Genomic DNA, 14,934 nt, shown 5'->3' with positions numbered 1-14,934 from the left:
TCCCCTACTTTCACTTCAGCCCGTCAGGCTAAAACATCTAAGTGGATTATAGAATCCATATAACAAATAACACAATCATCACAAGCTGCAGAATGAACTTTGTCACCATGCTTGTAAATAATCCGACAACCGCGCCGATCGCCGCCTTGAAGGAACGTTCAATAGTGGAGCCGGATATCACCTCGCCAAGCATCGCGCCAAGGAACGGACCAATTAAGAGTCCGAATGCCGGAATGACAAAAGGGCCTAAAATAACCCCGATCGTACTTCCAATCACTGAACCCCTTGATCCGCCGTAACGCTTGACGCCCCATGCGCTGACGGCATAATCCGCAACAAAGAGCACGACTACGATAAGCGTCTGTATGCTCCAGAACCAAAATCCAAACGGTTCAAAGCTAAAAAACAAGCCATATACAAAGTAGGCGCCGTAAATCGCGAGCGCTCCGGGAAGAATGGGAAAAACAGCGCCACCCATACCTACAACAAATAAAGCAATAATCAGGATCCAACCTAATACCGTTAACACGGATTATCCATCCTCCCCCGGCATGGAAAGTCACTTGCTGCTGTCGCCTATAGCTGCTGCTTGTCCTAAAGAATGTATTTGCGAATCAGCTCTGCCACACCATGCTCATTATTGGTTGCTACCACAATATTTGCTGCTTCTTTTACCCTATCCTGCGCATTTCCCATTGCAGCACCAAGCCCTGACTGCTGAATAACAGCCAGATCGTTCAAACTGTCGCCAACGGATACCACTTGGCTCATATTCAGTCCAAGCAGGTCACATACGGTCTGTACGCCTGTCGCCTTATGAATGCCTAATGGATTAATCTCGATATTATAGGGCGAAGAATTCGTCAATTCAAGACCCCCGATGGTGTGAAGCTCATCTAAGATCTTGCCGCGAATATCATCATCTTCATTGTAATAGCCGAACTTCAGCCAATCTTCCTCTTCAATAACAGCCGTCCACTTATCACGATTATAGATACCCTTTGTGGAGTATGCCCAGAACCATGTATCATATTTTCGCGTGATCTCATACATGCGCTGTACCTGATTGCGCTCAAGCAAGTGACGGACATGAAGGTCATGAGGCGTCTTCCACACTTCTCCTCCATTTACCGTAACCATCGGTCCCGTTAGTCCCAATTCGTCCGCATACGGAACCGCGTTTACAAAGCCTCGTCCAGTAGACAGAATGACTGTCACGCCTGCACGCTGCGCTTCTTGTATCGCCTCTCTATTCTCATCACTGACACGCTGTTCATCATCCAGCAGCGTACCATCCATGTCCAGTGCCAGCAATGCATATCGACTCATGTCACCACTCCTGTTCGGGATTCCATTTTCACATAACGACATTGTACCATATGCCTTGTCCTACCACCAAGGCGGGCAATGCCGTCACTCTTTATCCCTGTACAGCATCGGAGCATATTATAAAAGTCGCATAAACTTGTATGGGTATCGCCCAGAACATAAATAAAGCAGGCGAAGCGCTCTTTATTCACAAAGGTCGCAGCCTGCTTCTTCTATATATGGGAGGTTGGTTGGGTTAACCATAAATTGGGTATCTCCATTAATGTTCTTCTCATAAGCAATTCCTTTACCTTAAAAATAGATCAACGTCATGATTAATCGTTTAAATGGCCCCTTCCAGCGTCTCGATCTTTTCATGTTTCGCACCTCCTGTAATGTTATCGACAATTAACCTAGTTGAATCATAAATGAATTGGCCGTTAATGCCATAACATACCTACTTCCGATATATAAGGCTAATTGAGGTTCTTTGCGCCCCATACTTGGCTCACTCTTTAATTTCAATATATACAATAATGTTTCTTTTGTGCAACTTTTAGGCGCACGAGAAACAAAACCCACGCCTGCAGGTTGCATGCCCAGTCAGCTAATTCGCTCCCACGCAAGAATATAAACGAAATCAACTTTGTTTTCATGATACTGCTTTATTCCGCACTCCGACCAAAAGCAAAAAAGCTTAATCCTTATCAAAGGATTAAGCTTAACTATTTATCATATCGTATGAATGATTCCTAACTTTATAAAAGGATGCGAAGCAAAGCAATAATCAATACGCCTGCAAGCATGGACCACAGCGCGCTTCTAGTCAGCCAAGCCGTCACGACAGCCACGACAACAGCTGCGTAGAATGCCCACTCAATCTGCCCATTCACAGTTGGGTGATAGAAGATCGATGGCGCAATCAAGGCTGCAAACACCCCGATCGGCATATAGCGAAAGCCTCTCTCCACAGCTGGTGAAACCTTTAGATATCGGCTTAGCACCATGCTCGGGTAACGCGTTAGGTAAGTTGCGATCGCAGCCACAACAATAACGATCAGTATTCCAATGGACATCATTTTGAGTACACTCCAACCAAGAAGGCAGAAGCGGCACCGGCAAATACTGCCCCGGATGTACCGAGCCAATGATAGGCAGCAGCTGATGCAAGCAAAGCAATAATTGCCGCTACATATTGGCTTTTCGTTTTCAGCAGCACAACGAGTAGACCGATAAAGGCCGCCGTAAAGGCAAAATCCAGCCCAAAGCGAGACGGATCTGCTATAAACTCGCCAAGCTGATGGCCAGCTGCAGAGCTTAATGTCCAAGACAGGAGCACCACAAAGCCTGCGCCTGCCAGATAACCCATGCCAAGCTTGCTGCGTTCAGACTCCATCGTCCCTACACTATAACTCTCGTCCGTAATACCATGGCATAACCATAGCAGATGCCCTCTATGGCATTGCTCCAGGCTTCTGCCTAGGGATAATCCGTAGATCAGATAGCGGGCATTAATAAGAAACGTGCTGATTGCAATCGTCCAAAGCGTAGCTTCCTGCTGAAGCAAGGATAGGATCGTAAACTGACCTGCTCCAGAGAAGACGAACAATGACATCATAACCGTTTCCAGCATGGTAAAATGATTGGTGTTGTTCGCAAGCGCACCAAAGGCTAAACCATACGTAAATACGCTGAGTGCAAGCGGAAAAACATCGGCCGCAGCTCGCATAAACTCTTTCCCCATGGGGAGTTCTTTTGATATTCTAGGTGATGCATAGCCTGCCATCTGCGACTTCTCCCTTATATGCTATGTTAATTTCCAAAGTATAATATAGCATATTTATAGGTAAGTTCAATATCCAAATCGTGCAATTTTTAGACAGTCTTTAAGTTTCGCGTTTAATATTTGACACATTTCTTTTTATGGAGGTAAAAATGGAGAAAGACCTTATTTCGGACCGCATCGGTAAGCGTTTACGGCACTATAGGCAGCAGTTGAATATGACCTTGGACGACCTGGCAGAACTAACGGGCGTAAGCAAGCCTATGCTTGGTCAGATCGAGAGAGGAACATCCAATCCAACCGTAGCGACTCTATGGAAGATCGCATCCGGTTTGCAGGTGCCGTTAACGGCATTCATCTTCGAGAATCCTTCTCTGAAGGTCTTAAAGGCCGAGGATCAGCCCTTATTCCGAGAGGATCACAACCGCTTCGAAGCGCATAATACCTATGCCGCGCCAGGCATTTCCCTTGAAACGTTCCGCGCGCGCCTTCATCCTGGTTGTGCCTATGTATCGGAGCCTCATGGACTTGGCGTCATCGAATCCATCACCGTATTTACCGGTACAATGGAGCTAGAGGTTGGGCCGGAAACCTGTGTGCTCGAAAAGGGAGATTCCATTTCCTTTTCCGCAGATACGGGACACATTTATAAGAACACCCAACAAGAGGTATGTGAGATTGCCGTATCGATTCTCTATACGAATGCAGCAACCTCTAAGAACTCGATTTAACAACTATGGGAAAAAAGCTAAAAGGACAGATCCTCCTAGTTATGGAGAACCTGTCCTTTTATTTTACTCTAAGCGAGGCAAGATACCGCCAATTCAACGAGATCAATCATCTCATTCATTCTCGTCTCGCTAACGATTATTCCGATTATTCCTCCGTATTCGCAGCTTGATCATTGGCTGGCTTGCGCGGTGTACCTGTGAGTCCAACTGCCTCATCATACGCATCGAAGATTTGGCGTGCAATTGGTGCGGCACTGAAGGAACCGTAACCTCCCTCTGGCACAACAACCGCAACGGCTAGCTTTGGATTATCCGCTGGAGCATAAGCGATAAATACCCCGTTCTCTACAAGCTTACCGGCAACGCTCTGCTGAGACGTACCCGTCTTACGAATGAAGTCGTACGGGAAGCCTTCAAAGCCATGCGCGGTTACCTTGCTCATTCCGCGCTCAATCACATTCCAATAAGCATCATCAAATTTAATTTCGTTCAATACCTCAGGCTTATAGTCTTGAACAATATTGCCATCGGCATCGACAATCTTATCGACAAATTGAGGCTTCATGCGCTTGCCGTGATTCGCAAGAGTCGCGGTAAATTGAGCGAGCTGAAGCGTCGTATACTTACCAAGCTGACCAAAGGAAGCATATACCAACGCAGACTGCGCATTGTTATTCTCTGCTTCTGCCAAGTAATCCTTTTTCCCTTCGATCTCACGTGGAAGTCCGCTTCCTGTCAGTACACCAAGACCAAACTGCTCCATGTACTTATCCCATACCTCAACACCATTGACATCTGGGCGAGAGTACAGCTGCTTCCCGATCATGTCAACCATAAAGGCATTGGAGGAAACACGCAGCGCTTCCGCAGCATCGATATATCCATTGTATTTACGGCTAGAGTTCCATACCTTCGTCTCATAGCCTTTGCGCCCAAACTCTGCATAGCCTTGGTCGAAGTATGTTTCGTTAAGACCAAACAGCTTCTCTTGCAGGCCAATCAATACTGTCAGCGGCTTCATCGTTGAACCCAGATAGACAAGAGAGCCAGGGTGCTTCCCTCTTTCCTTATCATCCTTGTAAGGAGCCGGTGCCTCACGGATGGTGCCATTCGTAATATAAAGGGAGCTTTCATCATAATCTTCCGGACTGATGGATCCATTCTTCCATACATTCGGATCATAATCCGGCATGCTTGCCATGGCTACGACTTTCCCTGTATCGACTTCCATCGCGACAGCATAGCCTGATCGTGCATTTGGCGCATATTCTAGTGAATTAGAAGACGTGCGAAGCTTCTGCAAATGATCCATGATCGCCTTCTCCGTCTTCTCTTGGACGGACTTATGAATGGTCAGATACAGATCATTGCCTCGCTCTGGCTTCGTTACCTCAACCTGTCCAATGCTTCGGCCTGCGACATTGACCGGCACCTTCTTCGAGCCGTTCTTCCCGCGAAGCTGTTCTTGATACATCAGTTCAAGTCCATCCGCTCCTACGGCCTCTGTTTCAAGATACCGCTTTTCTTCCGGGAGCTCATTACGCTTTTCATAAAGATTTTTATAATAGTCCAAGTTATTGCGAGCACCACTGAATTTGTTCAAATAGCCAACCAGTTGAACCGCAACCTGATCTTCGTCGTAGTTGCGAATACTGTCCTCTACAACCTCAAATGCCTTGAATTCAGGCTTATTCTCTAGGAAGTAGGCCACTTCTTTATTCGACAGACCCGTTTTGATCAGTCTCGGCGTCCAGCTGTAATTCTTCTTGGCATCAAGGTCCATTCGATCCTTAATGACTTCTGCCGTTGGCTGTTCCTCGTTCGGGTCGCCATACTCCTTGAATATCTCTTCAAGCTTCTCGGCCATAGCCAGCGCTTCAGCTCGGTTCGTCTCGGTAGAATAGTTCTTATCCATATTGAAATATAAGGACTGCGTAGAGGTCGAGTAAGCGATTCTTGTCTTCCCTGAAGCATCATAGATCGTACCGCGCATCGGAGCAATCGGATTGTCCTTATAGCTTAGTCGAAGCTCAGCATCCTTCATCGTCGGCCCTTCAACAAACTGCAGGATCGCCAAACGAACGATCAACACGGTAAATACAACAAACGTAAAGAAGAAAAAGCCATTAAGTCGAAATGAAAAATGACGTCTCTTCGTGATTTCACTTTTCTGTGGATCATCGGAGTTCGAGTGATTCAAAGCTGCTTCTTCCTTTCTTGCGTAACATTCTAAAGTCTTGCCTTTCCCCAAGTCTTAGTTTAGCATAACGGAACTTGAGGCTCAAAGGCATCCTTTGTAACCTTTTTAAGTGTCTGAAGCAGCCTTTTGATCAGGGATATGCGTCGAATCAAAGTTTGGTGGATTAAACCAATCCCCCGTACTTGCCCATGTGGCGTCAAGCGGAATCCAGCCTTTGCCGTCGATGTTGACGGTATTCCAAGCATGAGGTCCATAGCCGCCTCTTCCGTCATATCCTAGTCCTGTTACTACTCGAACCTCGAGCCCCACTGCACGCGCCATCAGCGCATACAAGCGCGCATAATCAATGCATACTCCCTTTTTCGTATCAAATGTATCCTGCGGTGTCTGCTCCTTCCAAATGCCTTGTTCGATATAGTTGTTAGCTTTGTCCCAATCATACGTAACTCGGCTTCCGACCCAATCATAAAGGAGACGCGCCTTCTTCTCGTCAGTTCCCGCGCCCTTGGTCACTTCCTTCGCAGCAAGCTCAATATCCTTAGGCAGCTGCATGTCGATAACTTCATAGCGGCGCTGCATTAAGGTTGTGAGCTGATTTTTGACCTCTGCTGTAAACACAGGGAGATTCTCAGTCACCCACTCGCCTGCGAAAGGCTCAATCACCTGGCCAGCAGCCAATTGATAGGCATTCGACTGCTGTATATGCCGACTAATCGGGGAGCCTGGATTCAAAGTAACAAAACCGAACAGCAAGACGACTACGAGCAGAATTCGCAAACAGCCTGTAATCGCACCAAGCACAACGCCGAATACTCGGCTCAATACTCGCTCAATTGCAGGTATGCTGCCACGCTCTCTTACTCGCCGTGGTGATCCGCTATTCTCATTAGACCACAGATAGAAGATCGCTCCCACCAATCCGCCTGCAACCGAACGTATCAGCAGGTACAAGAGCAGAAATAGAACAGCAAATCGAAGCATAGCTAAATCTCGCATACTAATGATCACGGTATAGTATAAGTTCTGCCACCACGACATTTCACCATCTGGAGAAGCAATGCCAAGGCCCTTTATCCAATCCGCAACGATCGGGGACAACCCCTGAGCCGCTTGGTATGACACATAGAGGGATAGTACCGTTAGCAAGACATCGATAATGGTAAAAAAGAGGTGCTGCATGGAACCCGTGCCGCCCCTCCTAAACCCTCTCCATATGTTCACGATCAAAATACATGCAAAAATAAGTGTGACGACATTGCCTTGAATCAATGAGCTAAGCATATTCATCACCGCTGTTTTGCAGTATCCATAAACGTTTTGATGGTGTCATTAATCTCCCATTTCCCTAGGGAAACGCCTTTGAAGGATACCTCGACCTTGCTTGAACCCTCGGTTCCTTTAAGTTCAATATTGTCTGTCTTTATGATAAAGGAGCCGTCTGCTTGTACTTCATAGGTGGCTTTCTTTGCTTCATCAATCATCGCCTGCAACGCTTGATCCTGAAGCTTCTGCACTGTCTCATCCTTCACGGTCGTCACGACTTGATTGATGTCATTCCAGGAGATGCCACTGTATACCGCAACGGCTGCCACAATAACAATCACGAGCGCCCACTTCACCATCGTCTTCACCACGTTGATAACCACGAGCAAGATGATCAGCGCAATCAAAAAGATCAGCCAATTCTGCTGAAGAAACTCAAACAGCATATTCATATCCATAAGCCTCAATCTTCCTTTCTCTATCTCATTCAGAACGTATTATACAGCATTGACCAATCTATTGTAACAATACCTTTCCATTTATAAAGGGTCTAAGTTCGTCCATTAAAGCGTACAAGTATAGCATAGCATATGTTGGAGGTGACGATTTTGCGTTCCGTCGTTTGGCTTTACCTATTTTTGTTTGTCGCATTCTTTGATCTTCATGCCCAATACCCAATCCTTACCCCTTTCGCCGTTTCGTTGGGAGCAGCCCCCTCATTTATTGGACTGATGATGGGCATTTACTCCTTCACTCATCTGCCTGGAAATATTATTGCAGGCTACAGTATTGATCGGTTTGGCAGCAGAATCTTTATTGTCCTCAGCTTGATCGCTGCCGGGGTATTGATGGTCTTTCAGGCGCATGTCGTTAACCCGTGGCAGCTCTTGGTAATTCGATCAATCAGCGGCTTCGTGCTTGCGTTCTTATCGCCTGCCTGCCTTGCGCTGCTCGCCAGATATGCCAAGTCTCAAACACAGCAAGGAAAGCTCATGGCAGGCAATGGCCTTATTCATACGCTTGCCTCTGTTGTTTCTCCTGCAGCAGGAGCGTACCTCGTATCACAGATTGGATTCACCATGGCCTTTCAAGCCTTAGGCATCGGTCTTATCTTTATCGGCTTCATGGCTATCTTTATGATAAAAGCACCGCCGCAGCCCGCACCCTCAACGAGCGAGCAGCATGGCTCAGCACCAGTTATTACGGACCCAGGCAAGCTAGCTCCCGTGCTGGATAAGCCGCAGGTACCTTGGAGCTTCTATGCTTTGCCTCTTGCCATTTCCTGTTCTCAAGGCATTTTATTTTTCGAGCTTCCGTTTATCGGGAATCAGCTCCAAAGTGTGATGGATACCGGCATCTTATTTACAGCAGTGAGTTTGGGGGCGCTTTGCACGCTCAGCATGCTGTTTCTAAATGATTATCCCGCATATGCGAGAACGTGGATCGGCACCTTCATTCTATCGCTATTGTTCTTCTTGATAGCCGTTCATTGGCCGGTTCCGCTTGTGGTAACGCTATTCCTGATCGGTATGGTAAAAGGAGTCATCATCCCCGCTTTGTCACATCATCTCTTGATTCTAAGCGGCGGAGTCAAGTACGGCCGAATCTTTTCCTACCTGTCGATTGCTTCATCTATCGGCTCTTTTATTGGGCCAATGCTTGCCGGGCAGCTTCGATCCTATGTCTCGCCATTCTTTATTGCCTTTCTCGTTCTGATGATCGCAGTAACCTTTATACCAGCCAGAAAGGCGATCACACCGCCTGCACTGCGCACGCCGACCATACCAAATACGAAGGCCTTCTAGGGAATATTCCTATTCGCTTCCAGGAGTGCAGCTTGCATCAATAAACAGGCGCATACCTAAGTTTGGACTTTTTGGGTAAATGCACAGTACGATTCCCCCAGATCGACATAGTATACATTGTGTCTCACGATTTAGAGATTTGAAAGAGGGGTGAATTGAATGTCACATTGCGTTGACCCATGCGGAGTAGGTCCTGGCTTTGGTGGTTGCGGCTTAGGAACTACAACTGGAATTATCCTTGTATTGTTTATTCTTCTTGTGATTATCCTTCGTGCTGGAGGATTCGGATTCTTCTAATATGTCATCTCGCTCTCTCCTCATGCGGCTTGCTGTTACAGCAAGCCGTTCGTTTTTCCATCTGGCTGTTGCAAGGATCAAAGCGCCTTGTGGTACACTAAGGGATAATCAAATGTCTTTCGAGGTGAGCACATGGACATCATTATTATCGTAGAAGGAAAAAATGACCGCAGCCGCTTACGGCGCCTCGTTGACGATCGGGTAGGCATCCTTTGTACATACGGCACCTTAAACACCGCTAAGACCGAGTCCCTTCGCAAGGAGGTCGGCAATAGACCGGTTTATTTATTTATGGATAACGACGCTTCAGGCAAACGGATTCGAGGCGTGCTCCGAGATACTTTCCCTGATGCAGAGCACATTTACACCCGCAGAGGCTATGCTGGAGTAGAAGGAACGCCTGAGGAATATATGCTTCAGCAGCTAGAAAAAGCGGGGTTGGAAGAATACCTTGTGTATCCTGATCCAACCCCGCTTGTTTAAGCAAAGTCACTGTGAAGTTATCGGAGAAGCGTCATGACGCCATCTGCAATCGTGTCTGCTGTGATCTCCAGATCATTCGCTTTGTAGTACTTGCGAACTCTTCCCTCTTGATCCACAAGCGTGATCAAGTTCGTATGCGAGAAGTTGCCATCATTGTCCTTCATTACGGCAGAACCAAAGCCTTTCATCAGCTCCGCGGTCTCCTTTTCATCTCCGCGCAAGAAGTACCAGCCGCTTAGATCTGCTTTATTCATCTCCGTTGCCCACTGCATTAAGCGTTCTTTCGTATCCCGTTCAGGGTCAAAGGTAATGGAAACAATGTTGGCTTCTGTTCCAAATACCCCCTTCTCCTTCAAGAGATCCTGAACCTCATTTAACATATAGGTCGTTGGAGGACAAACATCTGTGCAATGCGAGAAGAAGAAGTAGAACAAACGAACCTTTCCATTTGTATCTTCAAGCGAAACCGTCTTTCCATCCACATTCTCCATAGCAAACGCAGGTGCATTCCGCTCGATCGGCAGCTCCTGCTTCTTTGGCCAGTACATCCAAGTTGCAGCTATGGCAAAGATCAGCACTAAAGCGAACAAAAAGATCTGCAGCGAATATCGCTTCGCAAATGAAACCATGAATCATTCTCCCTCCGTTGATTCCGTTATCCGCTGATCGTGTTCGCCACGAGCACGATAACATGAAGCATTAGAACATTCACAGACATAATAAAGTTTTTCTTTGCCCACTTCTCGTCATCTTCCGCCCACAGTCCTGCAATGCAAATATACAACCAGGCTGCGTTAATAACTGTGCCTAGAACGCCATAAATAAGTCCTGAGTAATTGTACGCATAGAACAGCCATGGCAATGGCAGCATGAGCAGCACATATGGAATCATCTGCCACTTTGTGCGTTTAATGCCCTTTACCACAGGAAGCAGCGGATAGCCGGCTGCCCGGTATTCCTCTACTCGACGAATGCCAAGCGCCCAGAAGTGCGGCGGCTGCCACAGGAATAGCAGCGCAAACAAGAGCCAAGCGGCCAAGTCCACCTGCTGAGTAACCGCTACATAACCAATCACTGGCGGCATAGCTCCTGAGATCGCTCCAACCGAGGTACTCCACGTCGAAGTACGCTTCAGCCATAGCGTGTACACAACCACGTACACGAACATCCCGACAAGGCCGAATATTCCTGCCAGCGTGTTAACGAGGAAGAATAGGACCGCTGTCCCGATCACCCCTAAGATAATCGCATAGCTTAATACCGTCGAAGGCTTCAAGCGTCCTGTTGGCAAGGCTCTGTTACGTGTTCTTTCCATCTTCATATCGAAATCTCGATCAAAATAGTTATTGAAAACGCAAGATGAAGCCATCACTAATGTTGTGCCTAATAGTACCCATAACAGCGTAAGCCAAGGGATATCCCAACGGGCAGCTACCCAGAATCCGGCGAAGGTGGCCATAAGATTGGAACGAATGATGCCAGGCTTCGCTAATTGAATAAATTCTTTCCATAATCCGACTCGTATTGGCCCTGGAGTCAACACGGAATCGGAAGAGGTCCGATAAGTTACTGATTTGTCCACTAGCACCGTGCCCCCTTGTTGTTTCACACAGGTAAGTAGCTTTAAAAACGATTGTATTACTTACCGCAGTTTCATCATAGCAAATATCGTTAAGCTGTGACAATCTCCACATCAATCGTTCATGAATTTGACAATTAGATGACTATTTTTTATGAACATTGCATCCATGAAGTGCTTATCTTGATTTAAATTCCCATATATGCAGCTTGGCTCGTCCACCTGGAATACAGTCTGTGATCAAATCCCAATCACTTTCCTCTGAATGACGAATGCGCTTCATCTCCAGATATTGTTCCTCTGTCGTGTTCATATACTGCTCAACGAACACATTGGGCTGATCTGTTCCTTCATATAATACAACGTTGGAGTATGAAGCAAGCTTGGCCTGAACCAATTGCAAATACTCCTCTCTTCTTGAAGGGTCAATCCGGTATTCAACAAAAATAATTCGACTCATGCCTACATCCTTTCCTCAACCTTAGACTTCTAAGTCATTTCTCTTTATTACCCACATTTTTGGTGGTTGCTTGATGGTTATTTTAGGGTACGGATGGATATTCTTGTGAAGTGTCACCCATCCATATGTACATTCTTTCCGAAACTTGGAAACCATGGTACAGTGTAATTATACAGGGAACATGGCAAGTTCCCAAGATATTCTTCGTCAAGCGATGACAAATTTTTCCGAACACACAGCAAAAGGCCGCCCCGCGCGCTTGGGACGACCTTTGAATACCTCTTGTAATAACTTCAAGTATGGATTACTTGACGCAACCCTAGATTAGCGGTTGTAGCCAGACAATGTTTGTTGTGCTTGTTGCACCAAACGTTTTGTCATGTAACCACCGATGGAACCCGTGTCACGGGAAGTGTAGTTACCGTAGTATCCATCTTGAGGAATTGGAATACCCAATTCGTTTGCAATTTCATATTTCATTTGTTGCAGAGCTGCAGTAGCTTGAGGAACGACCAAGTTGTTTGTACGAGATTGATTGTTTGCCATGATGATAAAATCTCCTTTCAAGCTGGTGCTATGAGTAGTTGCAAGCTTGCAAGCTTATTTTATCCTTGAAGTGGATTGTTATTCACGAACCAATCATCATTTTTGTACTTCATATGAAAAAGGAGAGATTCCCGTGAGTAAAGGTCTGTCGTTATGGTTTGCTTGCTCTTCCGTAGTCCTTATGATGGCTACAGCAATATCGATGAGCTATTCGGCTTGGCTGGCGATTCTGTTTGCCGTATTGTCCATCTTCAATATGGGAGCAGGCTTTATCGTAAAAGCACGTCTTCGCAGAGCAGAAGAGAATCAAGCCGCCACCCCTTCTTCCTAAGTGCTATAAAATCTGATACAAAAAAGAGCAGAACAAAAGCCCCTATTATAAAGGAAAAGCTTTCGCTCTGCTCGATTTATTTATACAATACACTGCTCTCTATCGTGGAAGCACGAACCCCATGCGCTTCTTCACTTCATCCATCGTCTTCTCGGCCACTTCCTGAGCGCGTTCAGCACCGGAGCGAAGAACATCATATAGCTCGCCGGATTTGCGAACTTCATGATAGCGAGCCTGAAGCGGCTCTATCATGGATGCGACAGCCTCAGCCAATTCCTTTTTGAATGGCCCATACATCTGACCTTCATATTTAGCCTCGATCTCTTGAATCGACATATTGGCAACATGCGAGTAGATGCCCAGCAAATTGCTGATCTCAGGTTTATTGACTGGATCATACTTCACAAGCGCCTCAGAATCTGTTTTCGCACGGCTAATCTTCTTCTTGATAACGGCCGGGTCATCCAGCAAAGCAATAAAGCTTCCTGGATTTGGATTGCTCTTGCTCATTTTCTTCGAAGCGTCATCTAAAGACATCACGCGTGCGCCAACCTCAGGGATATATGGCTCAGGCACTCTGAAGAAGTCGCCAAAGCGATGATTGAATCGGCCTGCGATATCCCGCGTAAGCTCCAGATGCTGCTTCTGATCTTCGCCCACTGGTACAAGATCGGCATTGTAAAGCAGAATATCTGCTGCCATCAAGGATGGGTAGACAAACAATCCCGCACCTACCGATTCTTTGCCTGCTGCTTTGTCTTTAAACTGTGTCATCCGCTCAAGCTCACCCATATTGGTAAGCGTCGTCAGCATCCATCCGAGCTCCGCATGCTGCGGCACATGCGACTGCAGGAAGATTGCTGCCTTTGAAGGGTCGATACCTGCGGCAATGTAGAGAGCCGCTACCTGCTCGCTCTGCTCTCGAAGGGCTGCAGGCTCCTGTGGTACCGTAATCGCATGGAGATCCACGACCATGAAGAAGCACTCATGATCTTCTTGAAGCGCCACAAAGTTTTTCATGGCTCCGATATAGTTTCCCATGGTTAGCTGTCCGCTTGGCTGAATACCAGATAATACGCGTTTCATGTGATAAACACTCCTTATACATGTTATGGAGGCTGAATGCCTATAAGTAAATGAATGCGAAATGTCCAAATAAAAAAGGCCTTCCATCCCTGGAAAGGGACGAAAGACCGTGGTACCACCCTAATTCGCATATGCCATCCAATTCACTTTAACTGCTCCCTGCACTTGTACCTTTCCTGCAGACAAACAGTTAACAAGCTACACTGCATATGCCTCTTCTCTATAACGCTGAGTCAGCGGCCGGGCATTATCATCAATGCAATCAAGAGATCATGCGATCCTCACTGCAAAGATAGTTCCTCCCAGCACTCCGAGGTCCATTCCGCGATACTGCAGCACCGATTCCCACCAGCCATCGGCTCTCTGTAACTGCTATGAACAGCGTACTCTTCCTCATCATGGATTTAATCCGAAGGTGAAGCTTGTCAGCTCACCGTTAAGTTATCCAATAGAATAACCATTTTCATATCATTTGTCAACAAATACCGGATGATATTGCCAATTCATGAGCGCTGCGGCTCGTTTTTGGAGCCAGAGATGGATTTATATAAGATGACAAACAAAATAGCAATGCCTATTCCAAGAAAAATATGCCCAAGTCCCGCGATGCCCGAAATGGCTGGTCCCGTCGTCTTGCCTTGGACAGTCATAATGCCATGTGTAGTCAGCATTCCACCTGTGATCAACAGGCCGATATTATAGCAGATGTAAAAAGCATTGAACCATTTATGCCTCATTATCTGAAATTGCTTCTCCATCAATAGGATGATAAAGAACATAAACATCCCAAGCATTAAAAAGTGGGTATGTACGAGACCAAGCTGTGTTGAACCTTCGAAGTCCATCATTTTCGTGTATTCGCGATAAAACACGCCGCCGATAAGCCCAATAATCGTATAAAACATGCTTGTATGCAACAGCCGTTTCAATGAGATTCCTCCTTTTCCAAGGTAAAAGTGTATGGTGCAGCGATGCCATGCAGAGCTTTCCAGCACTCCTTCTTTTCCTATCATGTCATACCTCTCGACTCAAGATGGATGATCCATTTCACACAAGGTGAAA

18 protein-coding genes and 1 other annotated feature are annotated in these 14,934 nt (G+C 46.5%); of the genes, 5 read left to right on the top strand and 13 right to left on the bottom strand.

The window, feature by feature from the left end; genetic code table 11:
* Positions 1-46 precede the first annotated feature (46 nt).
* From I2H74_RS18640 to I2H74_RS18625, 4 genes are all read right to left on the bottom strand, one after another.
* The gene (locus I2H74_RS18640; protein WP_195575834.1) at positions 47-478 is read right to left on the bottom strand and encodes a DUF456 domain-containing protein; all 432 of its coding nucleotides are present in this window, start codon (positions 476-478) and stop codon (positions 47-49) included.
* 116 nt (positions 479-594) lie between these two features.
* On the bottom strand, positions 595-1,329 hold the full coding sequence (locus tag I2H74_RS18635; RefSeq protein WP_195575750.1) for a Cof-type HAD-IIB family hydrolase: 735 nt from the start codon (positions 1,327-1,329) through the stop codon (positions 595-597).
* Between the two features lie 737 nt (positions 1,330-2,066).
* Positions 2,067-2,387: an AzlD domain-containing protein gene (locus I2H74_RS18630; protein WP_195575749.1), complete on the bottom strand. Its 321-nt coding sequence runs from the start codon at positions 2,385-2,387 to the stop codon at positions 2,067-2,069.
* Positions 2,384-3,094: an AzlC family ABC transporter permease gene (locus tag I2H74_RS18625; RefSeq protein ID WP_195575748.1), complete on the bottom strand. Its 711-nt coding sequence runs from the start codon at positions 3,092-3,094 to the stop codon at positions 2,384-2,386. The genes I2H74_RS18630 and I2H74_RS18625 overlap by 4 nt, the downstream gene beginning before the upstream one ends.
* Before the next feature lie 149 nt (positions 3,095-3,243).
* Here I2H74_RS18625 and I2H74_RS18620 point away from each other — a divergent pair, with 149 nt between their 5' ends.
* Positions 3,244-3,822 (top strand): helix-turn-helix domain-containing protein, encoded by a 579-nt coding sequence (locus tag I2H74_RS18620; protein ID WP_195575747.1) that lies wholly within the window; start codon positions 3,244-3,246, stop codon positions 3,820-3,822.
* Between the two features lie 145 nt (positions 3,823-3,967).
* On the opposite strand, the gene I2H74_RS18610 is transcribed toward I2H74_RS18620, so the two are convergent.
* The 3 genes from I2H74_RS18610 to I2H74_RS18600 form a co-directional block, all read right to left on the bottom strand.
* On the bottom strand, positions 3,968-6,022 hold the full coding sequence (locus tag I2H74_RS18610; protein ID WP_195575745.1) for a peptidoglycan D,D-transpeptidase FtsI family protein: 2,055 nt from the start codon (positions 6,020-6,022) through the stop codon (positions 3,968-3,970).
* Positions 6,023-6,127: 105 nt separating this feature from the next.
* Positions 6,128-7,201, bottom strand: a complete 1,074-nt coding sequence (locus I2H74_RS18605; RefSeq protein WP_229106834.1) for a transglutaminase domain-containing protein — start codon at positions 7,199-7,201, stop codon at positions 6,128-6,130.
* Between the two features lie 107 nt (positions 7,202-7,308).
* Entirely contained in the window at positions 7,309-7,743 is a 435-nt protein-coding gene (locus tag I2H74_RS18600) for an ATPase (RefSeq protein ID WP_195575744.1), read from the bottom strand.
* A 150-nt stretch (positions 7,744-7,893) separates the two neighbouring features.
* Between I2H74_RS18600 and I2H74_RS18595 the strand changes: the two genes are divergently transcribed.
* The 3 genes from I2H74_RS18595 (at position 7,894) to I2H74_RS18585 (ending at position 9,870) form a co-directional block, all read left to right on the top strand.
* Positions 7,894-9,090 carry an MFS transporter gene (locus I2H74_RS18595; RefSeq protein ID WP_195575743.1) on the top strand — a complete coding sequence of 399 codons (1,197 nt, stop codon included), beginning with the start codon at positions 7,894-7,896 and terminating at the stop codon, positions 9,088-9,090.
* A gap of 159 nt (positions 9,091-9,249) precedes the next feature.
* Complete coding sequence (locus I2H74_RS18590; RefSeq protein WP_195575742.1) at positions 9,250-9,387, top strand: sporulation protein YjcZ; 138 nt, start codon at positions 9,250-9,252, stop codon at positions 9,385-9,387.
* A gap of 132 nt (positions 9,388-9,519) precedes the next feature.
* Positions 9,520-9,870: a toprim domain-containing protein gene (locus I2H74_RS18585; RefSeq protein WP_195575741.1), complete on the top strand. Its 351-nt coding sequence runs from the start codon at positions 9,520-9,522 to the stop codon at positions 9,868-9,870.
* Between the two features lie 17 nt (positions 9,871-9,887).
* On the opposite strand, the gene I2H74_RS18580 is transcribed toward I2H74_RS18585, so the two are convergent.
* From I2H74_RS18580 to I2H74_RS18565, 4 genes are all read right to left on the bottom strand, one after another.
* Entirely contained in the window at positions 9,888-10,499 is a 612-nt protein-coding gene (locus tag I2H74_RS18580) for an SCO family protein (RefSeq protein ID WP_195575740.1), read from the bottom strand.
* Between the two features lie 26 nt (positions 10,500-10,525).
* The gene (cyoE, locus tag I2H74_RS18575) at positions 10,526-11,452 is read right to left on the bottom strand and encodes a heme o synthase (protein ID WP_195575739.1); all 927 of its coding nucleotides are present in this window, start codon (positions 11,450-11,452) and stop codon (positions 10,526-10,528) included.
* A gap of 175 nt (positions 11,453-11,627) precedes the next feature.
* Positions 11,628-11,909 (bottom strand): hypothetical protein, encoded by a 282-nt coding sequence (locus I2H74_RS18570; RefSeq protein WP_195575738.1) that lies wholly within the window; start codon positions 11,907-11,909, stop codon positions 11,628-11,630.
* A 324-nt stretch (positions 11,910-12,233) separates the two neighbouring features.
* Entirely contained in the window at positions 12,234-12,455 is a 222-nt protein-coding gene (locus I2H74_RS18565) for an alpha/beta-type small acid-soluble spore protein (protein ID WP_195575737.1), read from the bottom strand.
* Between the two features lie 133 nt (positions 12,456-12,588).
* Here I2H74_RS18565 and I2H74_RS18560 point away from each other — a divergent pair, with 133 nt between their 5' ends.
* Positions 12,589-12,786: a DUF5325 family protein gene (locus I2H74_RS18560; RefSeq protein WP_195575736.1), complete on the top strand. Its 198-nt coding sequence runs from the start codon at positions 12,589-12,591 to the stop codon at positions 12,784-12,786.
* A 99-nt stretch (positions 12,787-12,885) separates the two neighbouring features.
* Here the strand turns inward: I2H74_RS18560 and trpS are convergent, their stop codons facing one another.
* Both trpS and I2H74_RS18550 read right to left on the bottom strand, forming a co-directional pair.
* A complete protein-coding gene (gene trpS, locus I2H74_RS18555; RefSeq protein ID WP_195575735.1) occupies positions 12,886-13,872 on the bottom strand; it encodes a tryptophan--tRNA ligase in 987 nt (328 codons plus the stop codon).
* A 92-nt stretch (positions 13,873-13,964) separates the two neighbouring features.
* Positions 13,965-14,281: a binding site (T-box leader), on the bottom strand.
* A gap of 94 nt (positions 14,282-14,375) precedes the next feature.
* The gene (locus I2H74_RS18550; RefSeq protein ID WP_195575734.1) at positions 14,376-14,801 is read right to left on the bottom strand and encodes a DUF2871 domain-containing protein; all 426 of its coding nucleotides are present in this window, start codon (positions 14,799-14,801) and stop codon (positions 14,376-14,378) included.
* Between the last annotated feature and the right edge of the window lie 133 nt (positions 14,802-14,934).

Source organism: Paenibacillus sp. 1001270B_150601_E10 (genome assembly GCF_015558675.1).
GTDB lineage: Bacteria > Bacillota > Bacilli > Paenibacillales > Paenibacillaceae > Paenibacillus_B.
This window is presented reverse-complemented; position numbering and strand designations above follow the sequence as displayed.

Excerpts from the sequence above, each read along its gene's own strand:
- I2H74_RS18580 (WP_195575740.1), bottom strand. The coding sequence starts at position 10,499 with ATGGTTTCATTTGCGAAGCGATATTCGCTGCAGATCTTTTTGTTCGCT.
- I2H74_RS18605 (WP_229106834.1), bottom strand. The coding sequence starts at position 7,201 with ATGCAGCACCTCTTTTTTACCATTATCGATGTCTTGCTAACGGTACTA.
- I2H74_RS18640 (WP_195575834.1), bottom strand. The coding sequence starts at position 478 with ATGGGTGGCGCTGTTTTTCCCATTCTTCCCGGAGCGCTCGCGATTTAC.
- I2H74_RS18630 (WP_195575749.1), bottom strand. The coding sequence starts at position 2,387 with ATGATGTCCATTGGAATACTGATCGTTATTGTTGTGGCTGCGATCGCA.
- I2H74_RS18590 (WP_195575742.1), top strand. The coding sequence starts at position 9,250 with ATGTCACATTGCGTTGACCCATGCGGAGTAGGTCCTGGCTTTGGTGGT.
- I2H74_RS18570 (WP_195575738.1), bottom strand. The coding sequence starts at position 11,909 with ATGAGTCGAATTATTTTTGTTGAATACCGGATTGACCCTTCAAGAAGA.
- I2H74_RS18600 (WP_195575744.1), bottom strand. The coding sequence starts at position 7,743 with ATGGATATGAATATGCTGTTTGAGTTTCTTCAGCAGAATTGGCTGATC.
- I2H74_RS18565 (WP_195575737.1), bottom strand. The coding sequence starts at position 12,455 with ATGGCAAACAATCAATCTCGTACAAACAACTTGGTCGTTCCTCAAGCT.
- I2H74_RS18635 (WP_195575750.1), bottom strand. The coding sequence starts at position 1,329 with ATGAGTCGATATGCATTGCTGGCACTGGACATGGATGGTACGCTGCTG.
- trpS (WP_195575735.1), bottom strand. The coding sequence starts at position 13,872 with ATGAAACGCGTATTATCTGGTATTCAGCCAAGCGGACAGCTAACCATG.
- I2H74_RS18620 (WP_195575747.1), top strand. The coding sequence starts at position 3,244 with ATGGAGAAAGACCTTATTTCGGACCGCATCGGTAAGCGTTTACGGCAC.
- I2H74_RS18585 (WP_195575741.1), top strand. The coding sequence starts at position 9,520 with ATGGACATCATTATTATCGTAGAAGGAAAAAATGACCGCAGCCGCTTA.
- I2H74_RS18625 (WP_195575748.1), bottom strand. The coding sequence starts at position 3,094 with ATGGCAGGCTATGCATCACCTAGAATATCAAAAGAACTCCCCATGGGG.